This window comes from Janthinobacterium sp. SUN100, from assembly GCF_030397705.1.
In the GTDB taxonomy this organism is placed as follows: domain Bacteria; phylum Pseudomonadota; class Gammaproteobacteria; order Burkholderiales; family Burkholderiaceae_D; genus Janthinobacterium; species Janthinobacterium kumbetense.
The window spans coordinates 214,732-230,933 of record NZ_JAPUBU010000001.1 but is presented as its reverse complement, the minus strand read 5'-3'; the positions used below and the strand labels follow the sequence as shown (position 1 = coordinate 230,933).

Below are 16,202 nucleotides of genomic sequence, written 5' to 3'. Positions count from 1 at the left end.
TGGCCACACTATCACCTGCGTAGTCATGCGCAAAAGTTGTTCTCCGTGCATATCGGGTATAGCATCGCCACATGACCTACCACACAGACGCGGCGGCAGTGCACAGGCGATTGATCGAATGGCTGTTTTTGCTCCTTGGGCTGCTGATCGTGGCTGCCGCCCTCGCCTACGCGCACCTGGCCGAAGCGTCGCGGCACGATGCGGCCGAGCGCGAAAGGCTCAGCGTGCTGACGGCGCTGCTGGCAAAAAATATCGAAGTCGACCTGGCTTCGACCAACCTGGTGCTCGACGGCGTGATCCGCGACTATCTTGCCGCCGGCGCCGCGCCCGACGCCGGGCAAGCGCTGCCCCGGCGCCTGGCCGCGCTGGTCGACGCCATGCCGGGCGTGCGCACCATGCTCGTCATCGATGCCGGCGGCAAGCCGGTCGCCACCAACATCCCGGAACTGGCCGGCCAGGATTTTTCGCGCCGCGGCTACTTCCAGACGGCGCGCGACGCCCCCGATGCGCGCATGCTGTACATCTCGGCGCCTTTCCTGTCCTTCAAGCGGGACCTGGTCATCACGGCGGCGCGCATGGTGCAGGACCGACAAGGCCGCTTCGCCGGCGTCGTCGTGGCCACCTTCGACCCCGACTATTTCACGGCCAAGTTCCGCACCGCCATGTATGCGCCCGACGTCTGGGCCGTGGTCGTGCATGGCGACGGCCGGCAATTCCTGAACTATCCCCCCAGGAACGCCAATGGCGGCAATGTGGACGCGCCCGGCAGCTTCCTGCGGCGCTTTCGCGACAGCGGCTTTCAGGCGGGCGTGCTGAGCGGCGTCGAGATTGCCGGCGCCGGCGGGTCCGCCTCCCCCCGCGTCATAGCGATGGCAACCATCGCCCCCGCCGCGCTGCACATGGACCGCGCCCTGATCATCGGCCTGAGCCGCGAAGAAGCGGCCATCGCGGCCCCCCTGCGGCGCCAGGCGCTGGTCTACGTGCTGGGTTTTGCCATGCTGGCGCTGGCCGCGGCCAGCCTGCTGTTCTGGAGCCAGCGGCGGCGCCGGCAGCAGGCGGCCTGGCAGGTGGAACAGGAAAGGGAACGCCAGGCCATGCAAGCCGTGTCCGACAGCGAAACGCGCTTTCGCACCCTGATCGAAGATGCGCCCGTGGCGATAGCCATCCTGCGCCATGGGCGCTTCGTGTATTCCAATCCGCGCTACCGCCACCTGCATGGCTATGCGCCCGAGGATGACCTGAGCGGCCTGGCCTGGCGCACCATGCTCACGGCCGACTCGCAAGTGGCACTGGCAAGCAACGAGACGCTGATCGAGGCCGATTCGGCCAGCGAACAGGTGTTTGAAGCCGTCGGCCTGGACAAGCAGGGCCGGCCCGTGCCCACCCTCAAGACCAGCACGCGCGTGATGCTCAAGGATGGGCCGGCCACCTTGATCTTTGCCCAGGATATTTCCGCGCAAAAGCAGGCCGAGGCGGCCATGCTGCTGGCGCGCGACGGGGCCGAAGCGGCCAACCGCAGCAAGGCGGAATTCCTCGCCAACATGAGCCATGAAATCCGTTCGCCGCTGAACGCCATCCTCGGCATGGCCTGGCTGCTGGAAAGGGGCCGCCTGGATGAAGATGGACTGTTGATGACGCGCAAGATCCGCGCCGCCGGCCAGTCCCTGCTGGGCATCATCAACGACGTGCTGGACGTCTCGAAAATCGAGGCGGGCCACATGCGCATCGAACAGGCGCCGTTCCGCCTGGCCGAGGTGATCGAAAAGATTGCCGCCAGCATGGGCGTTGCCGCGCACGACAAGCCGATTGAGGTGCGGATCGGGCCGTTGCCCGACGGTATCGACCACATGCTGGGCGACGCGCTGCGGCTGGAGCAGGTGCTGGTCAACCTGGGCAGCAATGCCATCAAGTTCACGCCGCAGGGCACGGTCGAGCTGCTGAGCACGCTGGACAGCCGCGACGGCGACGCCGCGGTGCTGCGCTTTTGCGTGCGCGACACGGGCATCGGCATCGCCCCCGAGGCGCAGGAAGCGATCTTTTCCGCCTTCGCCCAGGCCGACAGTTCCACCACGCGCCGCTTCGGCGGCACGGGACTGGGCTTGACCATCTGCCGCCAACTGGTCCGCCTGATGGGCGGCACCCTGCAGCTGAAAAGCGGCCTGGGCCAGGGCAGCGAATTCAGTTTCACGGTGCCCCTGCAATTGATGCCCGCCGGCGCCCTGTCCTCGCCCGACATGCAGGGCCTGCATGTCTTGCTGGCCGACGACAACGCCGGCACGCGCGAGGCGGTGGGCGCCGTGGCGCGCGGCCTGGGCTGGAGCGTGCATGCCGTGTCCTGCGGCCAGGCGGCACTCGATTATGCGCTGGCCTGCGCCGAGGGCGAGCGGCCCGGCGTCGTGGTACTGGCCGCGCGCATGCCGGACCTGGACGGCGAAGCGACGGCGCGCGCACTGCGCGAATACCTGCCGCCGCAGGACTGCCCCGTCGTCATCCTGGCCGCCAGCGGCGCGCCGGCAATGGCGCCGGCACGGCGGCGCACCGACCCGGTCTATGCCGCCGATGCCATCCTCAACGAACCGGTGACCGCTTCCAGCCTGTACAACGCGGCGATGGCTGCGCGCCAGCAGCGCGCCAGGGACGCCGGCATGGACGCCAGTCTGGTTCCGCTGGAAGAGCGCCAGTTGGCCGGCGTGCGCGTGCTGGTGGTCGACGACAGCGAAATCAACCGCGACGTGGTCAGGCATATCCTGTGCGACCAGGGCGCCGTGCCCTCGTTCGCCTGCGATGGCCGGCAGGCGCTGGACTGGCTGCTGGCCCACCCCGCCGACGTCGACATCGTGCTGATGGATGTGCAGATGCCCGTCATGGATGGCTTGCAGGCGACGCGCGCGCTGCGCCAGTTGCCGCAGTTCCAGGACTTGCCCGTGGTGGCGCTGACGGCCGGCGCCTTCCAGACGCAGCGCACGGCGGCACTGGAAGCGGGCGTGAACCATTTCATCAGCAAGCCGTTCGACGTGCCGCAGACCATCGCCCTGGTGGCGCGCGCGCACCGGCGTCATGCGCAAGGGCTGCCTGCCCTGCCGCCTGCCATGGTTAAAATGGCAATGACCGAGCCGCCGGGCGGCGCGGCGCCCGCGATCGACCTGGCGCAAGGGATGGCGCAGTGGCTCGATGAAGCGCCCTACCGCCATCACCTGTTGCGTTTTAGCAACACCTACGGCGACACGGTCGGCGCCATGCGGGCGCTGCTGGCGACCGATGCGCGCGGCGACGCGGCCGCGCTGGCGCACAAGCTGGCCGGCGAGGCGGGCAGCCTGGCCCTGCCCGCCACCCTGCATGCGGCCCGGCATGCCGAACAGCTGCTGCACGCCGGCGACGATGCGGCCACCGCGCTCGACACACTGGAGCAGGCGCTGGCGCACGCCTTCGAGGCTGTCGCCGCCTTTACGGCACGGACGCCGCCGCCCGACCAGGCGGCCGTACCAAAAACGCAACATGGCCGGGCATGCCAATGATAAACTTGCCAATATGAAATTTTGGGAGACGCCATGATCTGGTGCAGGGATTTACTGCTGAGAGCCTTGATGCTGGGCCTGCTGCTATTCGTCGTGGGCGAATCGCTGTCCTACTGGACGCCGGAAATCAGGAAACTGCTGGCCTGGCGCCCTTTCTGACGCTTAGCCTTCGCGGCCATCCACTCTGGCGCGCCACAGGTACGGCGCATACACGCACGCATACAGGCCAAAGGCCAGCGACCAGCAGGCGCCCGCTGCCAGCAGCAGCGGCATGGCCAGCGGTGCGGGGCCGACGGCGGCCAGCAGGCGCGCCAGCGCGCCCAGCTGGATCAGCCAGTACATCGCCGCTTCCGCCCTGCCGCCTTTCAACGGCCGCCCCGTGTGGCCCAGGGTGGTGCGCGTCATCATGCCGATGATCAGGCCCGCCATCGAGCCCACCGTCAGCGCGTGAAACGCGGCGCTGGCCGGCAGCAGGCCCAGGCTGGCGGCCGCCAGCAGCGCAAAGCCGATGCCTATCCACGCATATGACAGGTGCAGTATCCACAGCAGCGGCACGCCCAGGGTGCGCTGCGGCTGCCAGGCCAGCAGGTTGGACAGCGAGACGCCGGCAGCGCAGAAGGCCAGCGGCGCCGTCAGCCAGGCCGGCGCGCCGGCCAGCCACGCGATCGCGGCCGCCGCCATGCAGGCCACGGCGATCAAGGCCCGCCGCGGGCTGGCCACCGGCGTGCTGCCAGGCGCGCCATTGCGGGTAAACATGGGGATCACGCGCGCGCCGATCACCGATTCGATCAGCACGATGATGAAGATGGCCGCCTGCACGGGCAGGAACAGCGACAGCGGCAGCCAGCCCAGTACGGCCGCGTGGAACAGGCCATTGGCCAGCGCCAGCAAGGCCAGCAAGCCGACGAGGAACAGGTTGCGCGTATTGCCCGAGCGGCGCAGCACCCGATACAGGGGCCAGGCGGCCAGTGGCAGGAACAGCCAGTCGACCAGCGCCGTCAGCAGGCTTGGCCCGCACAGCATGGCCACGCGCCCCGCCAGCCACAGCGCCGCCAGCGCCATCAACGGCGCGCCATGCGGCGTGGGCAAGCCCGTCCAGTTGCGTCCCGCCGTGTACAGGAAGCCCACGACGACGGCCAGCGCGAAGCCGAACACCATTTCATGCATATGCCAGCCCAGCCCCACGTGCAAGCCGCCCGCCAGCACGCCGAAGTAGCTGGCCAGCCACAGGGGAATGCTGATGGCCGCAAACACGGCCGCCAGCAGGTAAAACGGGCGGAAACCCAGTTGCCAGACGGCGTGGCCGGCATGCCAAGGCGCAGCGCCGGGGGCGGCGGGAGAAGGAGATGGTTCGCTGATCGGGGTGATGGCCATGATGGACTCGCATTTAAAGATATATTCAATATACTACTTTAAAAGCACAGCTGCCGCCATCGGCAAAAGGATTAGACGGCTAGCCCGCAAGGACTAGCCGCCGGCGCAGGCTACTTGCCCTGGCGGTGCTCGACCGCGTACACGGCCGCCTGCACGCGGCTGGTGAGGTTGAGTTTTTTCAGCACGTTCTGCACGTGGATCTTGACTGTGCTTTCAGCCAGGTCCAGCGTGCGGGCGATGCCCTTGTTGCTCTCGCCGCGCGACAGGCAGTCGATGATTTCCTTTTCGCGCGGCGTGAGCTTGTCGAGTTCCGACACGGGCTCCTCGCGCCGCGTGCCCGCCTGCAGCTGCGCCACCAGCTTGCCCGTCATGGCTTCGGCGATGACGACTTCGCCGGCGGCCGCGCGGCGGATGGCGCGCACCAGGTAATCGGCGTCGATATTCTTGATCAGGTAGCCGCAGGCACCCGCGCGCAAGGCCGTCGCCAGGTCTTCCGCATCTTCGGACACGGTCAGCATGACGATGGCCGTGTCCGGGCAATCGTGCTGCATCAGCTGCAGCGCTTCCACGCCGGACATGCCGGCCATGTTCAGGTCCAGCAGCACCACGTCGGGCTGCAACTGGATGGCGCGCTTGATGCCTTCCACGCCATCGGCCGCCTCGCCCACGACGGAAAAGTCCGTATGCCGCTGCAGCAGCGAGCGTATGCCGCTGCGGAACAGCGCGTGGTCGTCCACCAGCATGACGGTGATCGGTTTATCGGGTGTCTCCATTTTTTTGTACTTTCAGGTGGTTACTTAGGCGGCGCGGCGCTGTTCGCGCGACAAATGCAGTTCGACGGTGGTGCCGCCGCCAGGACAGGCGTGCACGTCGAACGTGGCCTCGATGCGCTGCGCGCGCTCGCGCATGATGTGGATGCCGACATGGCTGTCGCCCTTTTCCAGCACGGCGCAAGCGTCGAAGCCGACGCCATTGTCGCTGATCGTCAAGGTAAAGTCCTGGTGGTCGGCGAGACGCACCTCGACGTGGCTGGCCTGGGCGTGCTTGCGGATGTTCGACAGCGCTTCCTGCACGATGAATAATAACTGCAATTGCTGCTCGCGGGGGAATGGCGCACCGTCGACATCGGCCAGCAGTTCGGCGTCGATGCCCGTCTGGCGGCGGAATTTGTCCACCGCGGCGCGCAGGGAGCCGATCAGGTCATCTTCCATCAGGCGGCTGCGGAAGTTCGCCAGCAGTTCGCGCACGTCTTCGTAGCTTTCCTTCACGCCCGCATGCAGGGCCGGCACGATGCCCGCCACCTCGTCGAAGCGGGCGTTGCGCACGGAGTCGTCGAGCATCTGCACTTGCAGGTTGAGGAAATTGAGGCTTTGCGCGATGCTGTCGTGCAGCCCCTGCGCCACCAGGTTGCGCTCTTCGGAAATGGCCATTTCGCGTTCGCGCGCGGCCAGGCGCAGGTTTTCCAGCGCGATGCCCAGCAACTGGCCCAGCGTTTCCAGCAAGGCCAGCTCGCGCGCGGAAAACACGCGCGCATGGCGGAAATGCAGGTTGAAGAAGCCCAGGTGCTGTTCGTGCGCGTGGATATGGAAGACGGAGACGGTGGCGAAGCCCTCGCGGTGGCAGCGCAGCTCGTGCGCCTTGTCGATGCGGCGCATGTCGTGCACCTTCGCCACCTTCATCTCGACGGCCGTGCCGCACAGGCAGTCACCCACCTTCAGGCAATGCTCGGACGCCACCAGTTCCTCGGACAGGCCGTGGTGCACCACCATGTGCAGGTTGCCCCGCTCGGCGTCGAGCACGCGCACGGTGGAGCCGTCGGCCTCGAAATAGTCGACGATGCGCTGCATGAAACCGCCGCAGATGTCTTCCAGCGGCTGCGGGCGCTGCAGGAAGGCAGCGCTTTCGTACAGCAGCGCCAGTTCGCGGTTGCGGTATTCCAGCGTGGCCGTCTTGCTGCGCACGCCCTCTTCCAGGTTGCCGTACAGCGCCTGCAGGCGGTCGGCCATCTGGTTGAAGCCACTGGCCAGCTGGCCGAATTCATCATTGCTCTCGACGGCCAGACGCACGCTGAAATCGCGTTCCTTCATGCGCTGCATGCCCAGCCGCAGGCGCGTGACGGGTTCGATGATCAGCATGAACATCAGGTAAATCATGCTGACCGTGCCGATGACGGCCATGCCGACCAGGATCAGTTGCGAGGCGCGCAGCCAGAAGGTGCGCTGTTCGCTATCGTGTTCAATCAGGCGCACCAGCTGGTCGACCTGGCCCACGAAGGTGTCGGCGTCATGCTCGAACTGGCGCGCGCGCGCGCTGGAGTCGGCGGCCAGGGCGGCCGGACGCAGGGCGCCGCGCCAGGCGGTGCCGATACGCTCGAATTCGGATTTGATGGCGCTGCTGGGCGGCAGGAACAAGGGGCGCTGCGGGTCGCCATGGCCGATCTTGGCCAGGGTCTCGTCGATCAGCAGCACTTGCTGGCGCGCCTGCTCGCCAGCGTCGCTGGCCAGCAAAAGGGTCAGGCGGTAGGTCTGCATGCGCAGCCGGCCCGTCTCGTTGATGGCGGCCGAACTGCCTTCGAGCTGCCACGACAGGAACAGGGTGCAGCCGATGGCACTCAGGGCCAGCACCAGCATGAGCAGCAGCGCGCCGACGATCTTGGTCGACAGCTTCTGCCAGGAGGAAAACATCGCTTTAAATTTCATACACCCTTTACTTGGCACCGCCCCGTTCAGCCTCCGGTTTGGGCCATAAAACGGATAATCTTGTCTGGCTGCGTATTGAAATCGTGCTGCTGCGGCTTGAGTTCGATGGCGGCACGGATCGCCGCTTCGATCTCCGCATCCGTGGCCCCGCCGCGCAACATGGGGCCAAAGGCGAATTTTTCTTCCTGGCCCAGGCACAGGTACAGGGTACCATCGACGGACAGGCGCACGCGGTTGCAGGTGGCGCAAAAATGCTGCGACATGGGCGTGATGAAACCGATGCTCGAGCGCCCGTCGGGGGTCGCCATGTAGCGCGCCGGCCCGCCACCGAGCTCCATCGCCTGCGGCACCAGGCCAAAGCGGGCCGCCAGGCGCTCGCGCACGGGACCGAGCGGCATGTAGCGGGCATTGCGGCCCGTGCTGCCCATCGGCATGGCTTCGATCAGGCGCAGGATGAACTGCTGCTCGATGCAGAAGGCCGCCATGGCCTCGATCTGGCTATCATTGACGCCGCGCATGGCCACCATATTGATCTTGATCGGATCGAAACCGGCCCCCTTGCCCGCCATCAGGCCATCGAGAATCGGCTGCAGGCTGTCGCGCCCCGTGATCTGCTGCATGCAGGCGCGGTCCAGCGAATCGAGACTGACATTGATGCGGTCCACGCCGGCCGCACGCAGGGCCACGGCATGCTTGCCCAGCTGCGTGGCATTGGTCGACAGCGACAAATCCTGCAAGCCGGGCAGCGCGGACAGCCGCTGCGCCAGCTCCGGCAGGTTGCGCCGCAACAGGGGCTCGCCGCCCGTCAGGCGCACGCGGCGCGTGCCGAGGCGCACAAAAATACCCAGCAGGCGCTCGATCTCGTCGAACGTCAGCCAGTCCTTCGGCTCTTCGAAACCGCGAAAGCCCTTGGGCATGCAATAACTGCAGCGCAAATCGCAGCGGTCGGTGACGGACAGCCGCACATAATCGATCGAACGGCCAAAACGGTCCTGCAACTTGACGCTACCCATGACGCTACTCCTGTTTCTTCCTTGATTGTAAAGGCTGGGGCACGATCTGGCTGTGCCCCAGAAGGCCTAGCGGCCTACGCCTTCCGGTCTATTGCACTAACGGACTGGCTGTGCCTTCCAGCTCGACACCGGCGATCTCCGCGCGCCCCACCAGCAAGTGCAGATACTGGTGCACAGCGCGCTGCCACGCGGCCCGCGACAGGCGGTCGGCGATCTGCGCCTGCACCGCCTCGTAGGCGATGGCCTGGCCTTCGACCCGGCGCAGCACCTGCACGATGTGGTAGCCGAAGCGCGTTTCCAGCAAATGGCCAGCCAGCGCACCCTCTTCCAGGCGGAACAGCAGCGCGTCGAACTCCGGCACGCTCTGGCCCGGCGACAGCTGGCCCAGGTTGCCCCCCAGGGCGCCGGACGGGCAGTTCGAATACTGCGCCGCCAGTTCGCCGAAGCGCTCGGGCGCCAGTTTCAGGGCATCGAGCACGGCTTGCGCCGTCGTGCGCAGCAGCTCCAGCGGCGCCTCGGGCGTCACCTGGAACAGGATGTGGCGCGCCTCGACCAGCGCCCCGCTGCTAAACAGCTGCGGGCGCTGCGCATAAAAGGTACGGCAAGCCGCATCATCGGCGGGCGGCACGCGCACTTCCTGCGCAAACAGCGCTTCGATGCGGTCGTCAGTACTACCCCCCTGCACGCCGAGGCGTTCGGCTTCGTCGAGCAGGAGCCGGCGCAGCACCAGTTCATGCACGGCCTGTTTCAGCGGATTGCCGGCGCCGTCGTGATGCGGCAGCTCCTGCGCGATGTCTGCATCGTCGATATCGATGCCATTGACGGAGATTCCCATGATGTAGCTCCTTTCTTAGCGGCGGCGCACCAGTTGATAGGCGCGGCCCAGATATCCAATGGCGCCAAAGCCGCTCCACACGTGCACCAGGCGGGTGAACGGGAAGATGACGAACAGCGACATGCCCATGAACAGATGCAGCTTGAACACCAGCGGCGCATCGACGATGAAGCTGGCGGCGTCGCCGCGGAAGGTCACGATGTGCTGCGCCCAGTTCATCAGCAAGACCATCATGTGGCCATCCATGTGCGAAGCGGAGACGAAGATCGACGACAGGCCCAGCAGCAAGGTCAGCAAGATCCACACCATCACCAGCTTGTCGCCGGCCGTGGTGACGGCGCGCAGCCGTTCATTGCCGAAGCGGCGCGCCAGCAGGATCAGGATGCCGGCCAGGCACAGGCCGCCCATCACGCCGCCGGCCGCCATGGCCACGCCCTGCTTCAGGCTATGCGACACGCCCAAGGTATCCCATACCCAGACGGGGGTCAGCAAGCCGGCCGCATGGCCGAACAGCAGGCCGATGATGCCGATGTGGAACAGGATATTGCCCAGGCGCAGGCTGCCGCGGTGCAGCAGCTGGCTGGAATCGGACTTCCACGTATATTGCTCGCGGTCGAAACGGATCAGGCTACCCAGGAAAAAGATGGCCAGCGCGATGTATGGATAAATGCCATACACAAATTGATGCAAATAATTACTCATGATGTACTCTCCTCATGCGGACGCGATTCAAGCTGCGCGCCGCGGCTGCGGGTGAAAATGCACGGGATGGACGCCGCCCGCGACCTGGCCCTGACCTTGGCGCAGCAACGGCTCGACGCCGTCCGCACCGGGACCGAAGGTTTCCAGCGCTTCATCCATGTCGCGCACCGGCGGTTCGGCCAGCATTTCGGCCGCCACGGGGCTCAGGCGTTCTAGCAAGGTGAAGATGGGCGCATACGGGCTGCCGTTGGCCGTCAGCTTGCGGCCGATGTGCGCCAGCACGTGGACGGCGTCGCCCAGCAGCGGCGCCGAAGCCGCCTCGTCGAGCTGTGCCAGGAACTCCAGGAACAGGGGCACGAAGTCGGGCAAGTCGTCGCCCACCATTTGCAGGCCGTGGCGCTTGTATTCCTCCATCAGGTCGACCATGGCCTGGCCCCGGTCGCGCGATTCGCCGTGGATATGCTCGAACAGGTGCAGCGAGTGCGACGGGTTGCGGTCGAACGTAGCCACGTACTGCTGCTGCAGGTCGATCAGGCTGCTGCTTTCCAGGTGCGCCAGCAAGGGCTGCAGCAGCGCGTGCTGCTCCGGCACGGCCGCCAGCGCGGCATCGAGCTGCGGCAGGTGTTCGATCAGCTCGGGCTCGGGATACAGCAGCAGACGAGAAAGGACTTGGTAGTGATGCATAGCGTGTTCCATATGAGCTCCTTAAGCGCCGGGCGCCGTTTTGCGCGACTTCGGCATCTGCATGAAGATGGCCGAACCGTGTTTTTTCTTGCCGAACAAGGTCGGTTCGCTGGTGCCGTCCGAGCAGCCGTTGCCGAAGCTGAAACCGCACGAACCCTTCTCGTTGAAGCTGTCCTCCGCCATTTCCTTATGGCTGCTGGGGATGACGAAGCGGTCTTCGTAATTGGCGATGGCCATGATGTGGTACATGTCCTCCACCTGCGCCTTGGTCAAGCCCACCTGCTTCAATACCGTGAGGTTTTCCACCTTCTCGACGGTCTTGCTGCGCATGTAGGCACGCATGGCCAGCATGCGGTCCAGCGCCGAGACGATGGGCGGCTGGTCGCCGGCCGTCAGCAAATTGGCCAGGTACTGCACGGGAATGCGCAGGCTTTGCGTATCCGGCAGCATGCCGTTCACGCCCAGCTTGCCCGATTCGGCGGCCGCCTGGATCGGCGACAGGGGCGGCACGTACCACACCATCGGCAAGGTGCGGTATTCCGGATGCAGCGGGAACGCCACCTTCCACTCGACGGCCATCTTGTAGACGGGCGACTTGACGGCAGCTTCCAGCCACAGGTCGGGGATGCCCTGGCGGCGCGCCTCGGCGATGATGGCAGGGTCGTGCGGATCGAGGAACAGGTCGAGCTGCGCCTGGTACAGGTCCTGCTCCTGCGGCACGGAGGCGGCAGCCTCGATCTTGTCGGCGTCATACAGCAGCACGCCCAGGTAGCGGATGCGGCCCACGCACGTTTCCGAGCACACGGTCGGCTGGCCCGCTTCGATGCGGGGGAAGCAGAAGGTGCACTTCTCCGCCTTGCCGGAGGACCAATTGTAGTAAATCTTCTTGTACGGGCAACCGGAGATGCACATGCGCCAGCCGCGGCACTTGTCCTGGTCGATCAGCACGATGCCGTCGTCTTCGCGCTTGTACACGGAGCCGGACGGGCAAGACGCCACGCACGTCGGATTGAGGCAATGCTCGCACAGGCGCGGCAAGTACATCATGAAGGTGTTTTCGAACGTGCCGTACATCTCCTTCTGCATGTTGTCGAACAGTTTATCTTTGCTGCGCTGAGCGAATTCCCCGCCCAGGTCATCTTCCCAATTCGGGCCCCACTCGATCTTCTCCATCTTTTTCCCCGTCAGCACGGAGATGGGACGGGCCGTCGGCGGCGTCTGCGACAGCGGCGCGCTTTGCAGGTGCTCGTAGTCGTAGGTGAACGGCTCGTAATACTCGTCGATGGCGGGCAGGTTTGGGTTGGCGAAGATATTCGCCAGGATTTTCAGACGGCTGCCCTGGCGCGGCTCGATCTTGCCCGCGTCCGTGCGGCGCCAGCCGCCATTCCACTTGTCCTGGTTTTCCCACTGCTTCGGATAGCCGATGCCTGGCTTGGTTTCCACGTTGTTGAACCATGCGTACTCGACGCCGTCACGGCTGGTCCACACGTTCTTGCAGGTGACGGAACAGGTGTGGCAGCCAATGCACTTGTCCAGGTTCAGCACCATGCCGATTTGCGCTCTGATTTTCATACTATGCTCCTTCTTCCTGCAACGGGCCTTCGAGCCAGTCGACCTTGTTCATCTTGCGCACCAATACGAATTCATCGCGGTTGGAGCCCACCGTGCCGTAGTAATTGAAACCGTACGCCAGTTGTGCGTAGCCGCCGATCATGTGCGTCGGTTTGGGTACGGCGCGCGTCACCGAGTTATGGATGCCGCCCCGCTTGCCCGTCATCTCCGCGCCAGGCACATTGATGATCTTTTCCTGGGCGTGGTACATCATCGTCATGCCGGCCGGGATGCGCTGGCTGACGATGGCGCGCGCCGTCAGGCTGCCATTCACGTTGAAGACTTCGATCCAGTCGTTGTCGACGATGCCGGCCGTCTGCGCGTCGGTTTCCGACAGCCACACGTGGGGACCGCCGCGCGACAGGGTCAGCATGCGCAAGTTGTCCGAATACGTGGAGTGGATGCCCCACTTCTGGTGCGGCGTCAGGAAGTTCAGCGCCAGTTCCTTGTTGCCGTTCGGCTTGGTGCCCAGCAGCGCTTCCGTCGTCTTCGTGTTGATGGCCGGCTTGTACACGCACAGCCCCTCGCCAAAATCGCGCATCCACAGGTGATCCTGGTAGAACTGCTGGCGGCCCGTCAGGGTACGCCATGGGATCAGTTCATGCACGTTGGTATAGCCGGCCGTGTAGCTGACTTCTTCGCTTTCCAGGCCCGACCAGGTGGGCGAGGAAATGATCTTGCGCGGCTGCGCCTGCACATCGCGGAAGCGGATGCTGTCATGCTCGCGCGGCAGCGCCAGGTGGGTGTGCTCGCGTCCCGTGATGGCGGACAGCGCGGCCCAGGCTTTCACGGCCACGTGGCCATTCGTTTCCGGCGCCAGCGACAGAATCATCTCGGCCGCATCGATGGCCGTATCGAGGCGCGGCTGGCCCTTCGACACGCCCTCGTCGAGCACCGTGCGGTTCACGCCGCGCAATACCTCTACTTCATGCCCCGTTTTCCAGGAAATGCCCTTGCCGCCGTTGCCGATGGTTTCCAGCAGCGGGCCGATCGAGGTGAATTTCTTGTAGACGTCGCGGTAATTGCGCTCGACCACCGTCATGTTCGGCATGGTCTTGCCGGGAATGGCGTCGCATTCGCCCGCGCGCCAATCCTTGGGATCGAATGGCTGCCCCAGTTCACCTGGGGTGTCGTGCATCAGCGGCGTCAAAATGATGTCTTGCTGGGTGCCCAGCAGCTCGCCGCCGATTTCCGAAAATTTCTCGGCGATGCCCTTGTAGATTTCCCAGTCCGACTTCGATTGCCACAAGGGCTGCACGGCTTCCGACAAGGGGTGGATGAACGGATGCATGTCCGACGTGTTCAAGTCGTCCTTTTCATACCAGGTGGCCGTCGGCAGCACCACGTCGCCGTACAGGCACGTGGTCGACATGCGGAAGTCCAGCACCACCAGCAGATCGAGCTTGCCTTCGGCGGCCGGGCGCACTTTCACCTGCTTCGGCGTGAGGCAGTCGTCCTCGTCGCTGAGCAAGCCATTCTGCGTGCCAAGCAGGTATTTCAGGAAGTACTCGTGACCCTTGCCCGAGCTGCCGAGGATATTCGAGCGCCAGACGAACATATTGCGCGGGAAGTTGGCCGGGTTGTCCGGGTCATCGCACGAAAACTGCAGCTGGCCCGCCTTGATCTGGTCGAGCGCATACGCGGCCGGCGCCTGCCCTGCCGCCTTCGCGGCCTTGGCCACTTCCAGCGGATTGGTTTGCAGCTGCGGCGCCGATGGCAGCCAGCCCATGCGCTCGGCCTTGGCGTTGTAGTCGAGCAGGGTCAGGTCGCCCGTGCCGCCGGCTGCCGATGGCGAGGCGATGTCGCCCGTTTCCAGCTTTTCATGGCGCCATTGGCTCGTGTGGGCATAGAAGAACGAGGTGCCGTTCATCTGGCGCATCGGGCGCACCCAGTCCTGGGCGAAGGCCAAAGGCGTCCAGCCCGTTTGCGGACGCAGCTTTTCCTGGCCCACGTAATGGGCCCAGCCGCCGCCCGACTGGCCGATACAGCCGCACATCATCAGCATGTTGATGATGCCGCGATAGGTCATGTCCATGTGGTACCAGTGATTCAGGCCGGCGCCCACGATGACCATGCTCTTGCCGCGCGTCTGGTCCGCGTTTTCCGCGAACTGGCGCGCCACGGTGATGACGTCGGCGCGCTTCACGCCAGTGTGCTTTTCCTGCCATGCGGGGGTGTACGGCACGTCGTCGTCATAGCTTTCGGCCACGTTTTCGCCGCCGAGGCCACGATCGATGCCGTAGTTGGCCAGAGTCAGGTCGAACACGGTGGTCACCAGACCCGTGCTGCCGTCGGCCAGGCGGATGGTTTTCACCGGCACCTTGCGCAGCAGCATGTCGGACGCATCCTTGCCGCCGAAGTAGGCGAAACCCACTTCCGTGACGGCGTCGCTGTCATTGATCATGGAGAGCATTGGCACGATGGGCGCGCCGCTGCCGCCCGCCTTCTGCTCCAGGTTCCACTTGCCCGATTCGCCCCAGCGGAAGCCGATGGAGCCGGCCGGCGCGGTGATCGCACCCGTGGTTTCATCGATGACGAGGGTTTTCCATTCCGGATTGTTGGTTTCGTCGAGGTTGTTGTCCAGGTGCGAAGCGCGCAGGAAGTAGTCGGGCACCAGGGTGCCGTTATGCTCCTTGAGCAGCACCAGCATCGGGAAGTCCGTGTACTGGCGCGCATAGTCGCGGAAGTAGGCGCTCTGCCCTTCCGAGTGGAATTCCTTGAGGATGACGTGGCCCATGGCCAGCGCCAGCGCGGCGTCCGTGCCCTGCTTCGGCGCCAGCCAGATATCGCCGAACTTCACCATTTCGCCGTAGTCGGGCGAGATGGCCACGGTTTTCGTGCCCTTGTAGCGCACTTCCGTGTAGAAGTGGGCGTCCGGCGTGCGCGTCATCGGCACGTTCGAGCCCCATACCATCAGATAGGTCGAGTTGTACCAGTCGGCCGATTCCGGCACGTCCGTCTGCTCGCCCCACACTTGCGGGCTGGCCGGCGGCAAGTCGCAGTACCAGTCGTAGAAACTCAGGGCCACGCCGCCGATCAGCGACAGGTAGCGCGTGCCGGAGGCATAGCTGACCATGGACATGGCGGGAATCGGCGAAAAACCGACGACGCGATCCGGGCCGTATTTCTTGATCGTCAGCGCATTCGCGGCGGCGATGATTTCATTCGATTCGTCCCACGTGGCGCGCACGAAACCGCCCAGGCCGCGGATGGATTTGTACTGCTGCGAGCGCACAGGGTCCTGGCTGATCCAGTCCCAGGCCGTGACGGGGTCCATGGTCTTGCGCGCTTCGCGCCACATTTCCATCAGGCGGCCGCGCACCATCGGATATTTCACGCGCTGCGCCGAATACACGTACCAGGAATAGCTGGCGCCGCGCGGGCAGCCGCGCGGTTCGTGGTTGGGCAGGTCGGGCCGCGTGCGCGGGTAATCGGTTTGCTGGGTTTCCCAGGTGATCAGGCCATTCTTGACATACACCTTCCAGCTGCACGAGCCGGTACAGTTCACGCCATGCGTGGAGCGCACGATCTTGTCGTGCTGCCAGCGCTGGCGGTAGGCGTTTTCCCAGGTACGGTCTTCATCGACCACGGTGCCATGGCCGTTTGAAAACGGCTCGGCGGGCTTGCTAAAAAATTTCAGGCGGTCCAGAAAGTGACTCATGCTACCTCCACAGTGCGCCGCAGGCAGCGGCGCCAGGTCTTAAAAAACGCTGCAAGCAGGATGGCTCAAGCGTCGATACAAACAGTCTAGCGATGCGCCATGCTCGGC

General features: G+C 65.1%; 11 protein-coding genes. 2 read left to right on the top strand and 9 right to left on the bottom strand.

Annotation, left to right across the window (positions count from 1 at the left end; all coding sequences use genetic code 11):
• Positions 1–71 precede the first annotated feature (71 nt).
• Both O0881_RS00845 and O0881_RS00840 read left to right on the top strand, forming a co-directional pair.
• A complete protein-coding gene (locus O0881_RS00845; protein ID WP_289909652.1) occupies positions 72–3,515 on the top strand; it encodes a response regulator in 3,444 nt (1,147 codons plus the stop codon).
• 33 nt (positions 3,516–3,548) lie between these two features.
• Entirely contained in the window at positions 3,549–3,674 is a 126-nt protein-coding gene (locus O0881_RS00840; protein ID WP_257218626.1) for a hypothetical protein, read from the top strand.
• A gap of 3 nt (positions 3,675–3,677) precedes the next feature.
• Here O0881_RS00840 and O0881_RS00835 read toward each other — a convergent pair whose 3' ends face one another.
• From O0881_RS00835 to O0881_RS00795, 9 genes are all read right to left on the bottom strand, one after another.
• The gene (locus O0881_RS00835; protein ID WP_289909650.1) at positions 3,678–4,889 is read right to left on the bottom strand and encodes an NnrS family protein; all 1,212 of its coding nucleotides are present in this window, start codon (positions 4,887–4,889) and stop codon (positions 3,678–3,680) included.
• Between the two features lie 110 nt (positions 4,890–4,999).
• Positions 5,000–5,662, bottom strand: coding sequence for a response regulator (locus O0881_RS00830; protein WP_034781594.1), 663 nt, complete (start codon positions 5,660–5,662; stop codon positions 5,000–5,002).
• Positions 5,663–5,686: 24 nt separating this feature from the next.
• Positions 5,687–7,588: a type IV pili methyl-accepting chemotaxis transducer N-terminal domain-containing protein gene (locus tag O0881_RS00825; RefSeq protein ID WP_289905214.1), complete on the bottom strand. Its 1,902-nt coding sequence runs from the start codon at positions 7,586–7,588 to the stop codon at positions 5,687–5,689.
• Between the two features lie 26 nt (positions 7,589–7,614).
• A complete protein-coding gene (gene moaA / locus O0881_RS00820) occupies positions 7,615–8,601 on the bottom strand; it encodes a GTP 3',8-cyclase MoaA (RefSeq protein ID WP_251348986.1) in 987 nt (328 codons plus the stop codon).
• 88 nt (positions 8,602–8,689) lie between these two features.
• On the bottom strand, positions 8,690–9,436 hold the full coding sequence (locus O0881_RS00815) for a peptidylprolyl isomerase (protein ID WP_034781603.1): 747 nt from the start codon (positions 9,434–9,436) through the stop codon (positions 8,690–8,692).
• A 15-nt stretch (positions 9,437–9,451) separates the two neighbouring features.
• The gene (gene narI, locus O0881_RS00810; protein ID WP_151094938.1) at positions 9,452–10,138 is read right to left on the bottom strand and encodes a respiratory nitrate reductase subunit gamma; all 687 of its coding nucleotides are present in this window, start codon (positions 10,136–10,138) and stop codon (positions 9,452–9,454) included.
• 27 nt (positions 10,139–10,165) lie between these two features.
• Complete coding sequence (gene narJ / locus O0881_RS00805; RefSeq protein WP_289909648.1) at positions 10,166–10,834, bottom strand: nitrate reductase molybdenum cofactor assembly chaperone; 669 nt, start codon at positions 10,832–10,834, stop codon at positions 10,166–10,168.
• Between the two features lie 9 nt (positions 10,835–10,843).
• The gene (gene narH / locus O0881_RS00800) at positions 10,844–12,394 is read right to left on the bottom strand and encodes a nitrate reductase subunit beta (RefSeq protein WP_251348990.1); all 1,551 of its coding nucleotides are present in this window, start codon (positions 12,392–12,394) and stop codon (positions 10,844–10,846) included.
• Position 12,395: 1 nt separating this feature from the next.
• Positions 12,396–16,094, bottom strand: a complete 3,699-nt coding sequence (locus O0881_RS00795; protein WP_289909647.1) for a nitrate reductase subunit alpha — start codon at positions 16,092–16,094, stop codon at positions 12,396–12,398.
• Positions 16,095–16,202: the final 108 nt, after the last annotated feature.

Coding starts and splice junctions, on each gene's coding strand:
- O0881_RS00845 (WP_289909652.1), top strand. CDS start 72: ATGACCTACCACACAGACGCGGCGGCAGTGCACAGGCGATTGATCGAA.
- O0881_RS00840 (WP_257218626.1), top strand. CDS start 3,549: ATGATCTGGTGCAGGGATTTACTGCTGAGAGCCTTGATGCTGGGCCTG.
- O0881_RS00835 (WP_289909650.1), bottom strand. CDS start 4,889: ATGGCCATCACCCCGATCAGCGAACCATCTCCTTCTCCCGCCGCCCCC.
- O0881_RS00830 (WP_034781594.1), bottom strand. CDS start 5,662: ATGGAGACACCCGATAAACCGATCACCGTCATGCTGGTGGACGACCAC.
- O0881_RS00825 (WP_289905214.1), bottom strand. CDS start 7,588: ATGAAATTTAAAGCGATGTTTTCCTCCTGGCAGAAGCTGTCGACCAAG.
- moaA (WP_251348986.1), bottom strand. CDS start 8,601: ATGGGTAGCGTCAAGTTGCAGGACCGTTTTGGCCGTTCGATCGATTAT.
- O0881_RS00815 (WP_034781603.1), bottom strand. CDS start 9,436: ATGGGAATCTCCGTCAATGGCATCGATATCGACGATGCAGACATCGCG.
- narI (WP_151094938.1), bottom strand. CDS start 10,138: ATGAGTAATTATTTGCATCAATTTGTGTATGGCATTTATCCATACATC.
- narJ (WP_289909648.1), bottom strand. CDS start 10,834: ATGGAACACGCTATGCATCACTACCAAGTCCTTTCTCGTCTGCTGCTG.
- narH (WP_251348990.1), bottom strand. CDS start 12,394: ATGAAAATCAGAGCGCAAATCGGCATGGTGCTGAACCTGGACAAGTGC.
- O0881_RS00795 (WP_289909647.1), bottom strand. CDS start 16,094: ATGAGTCACTTTCTGGACCGCCTGAAATTTTTTAGCAAGCCCGCCGAG.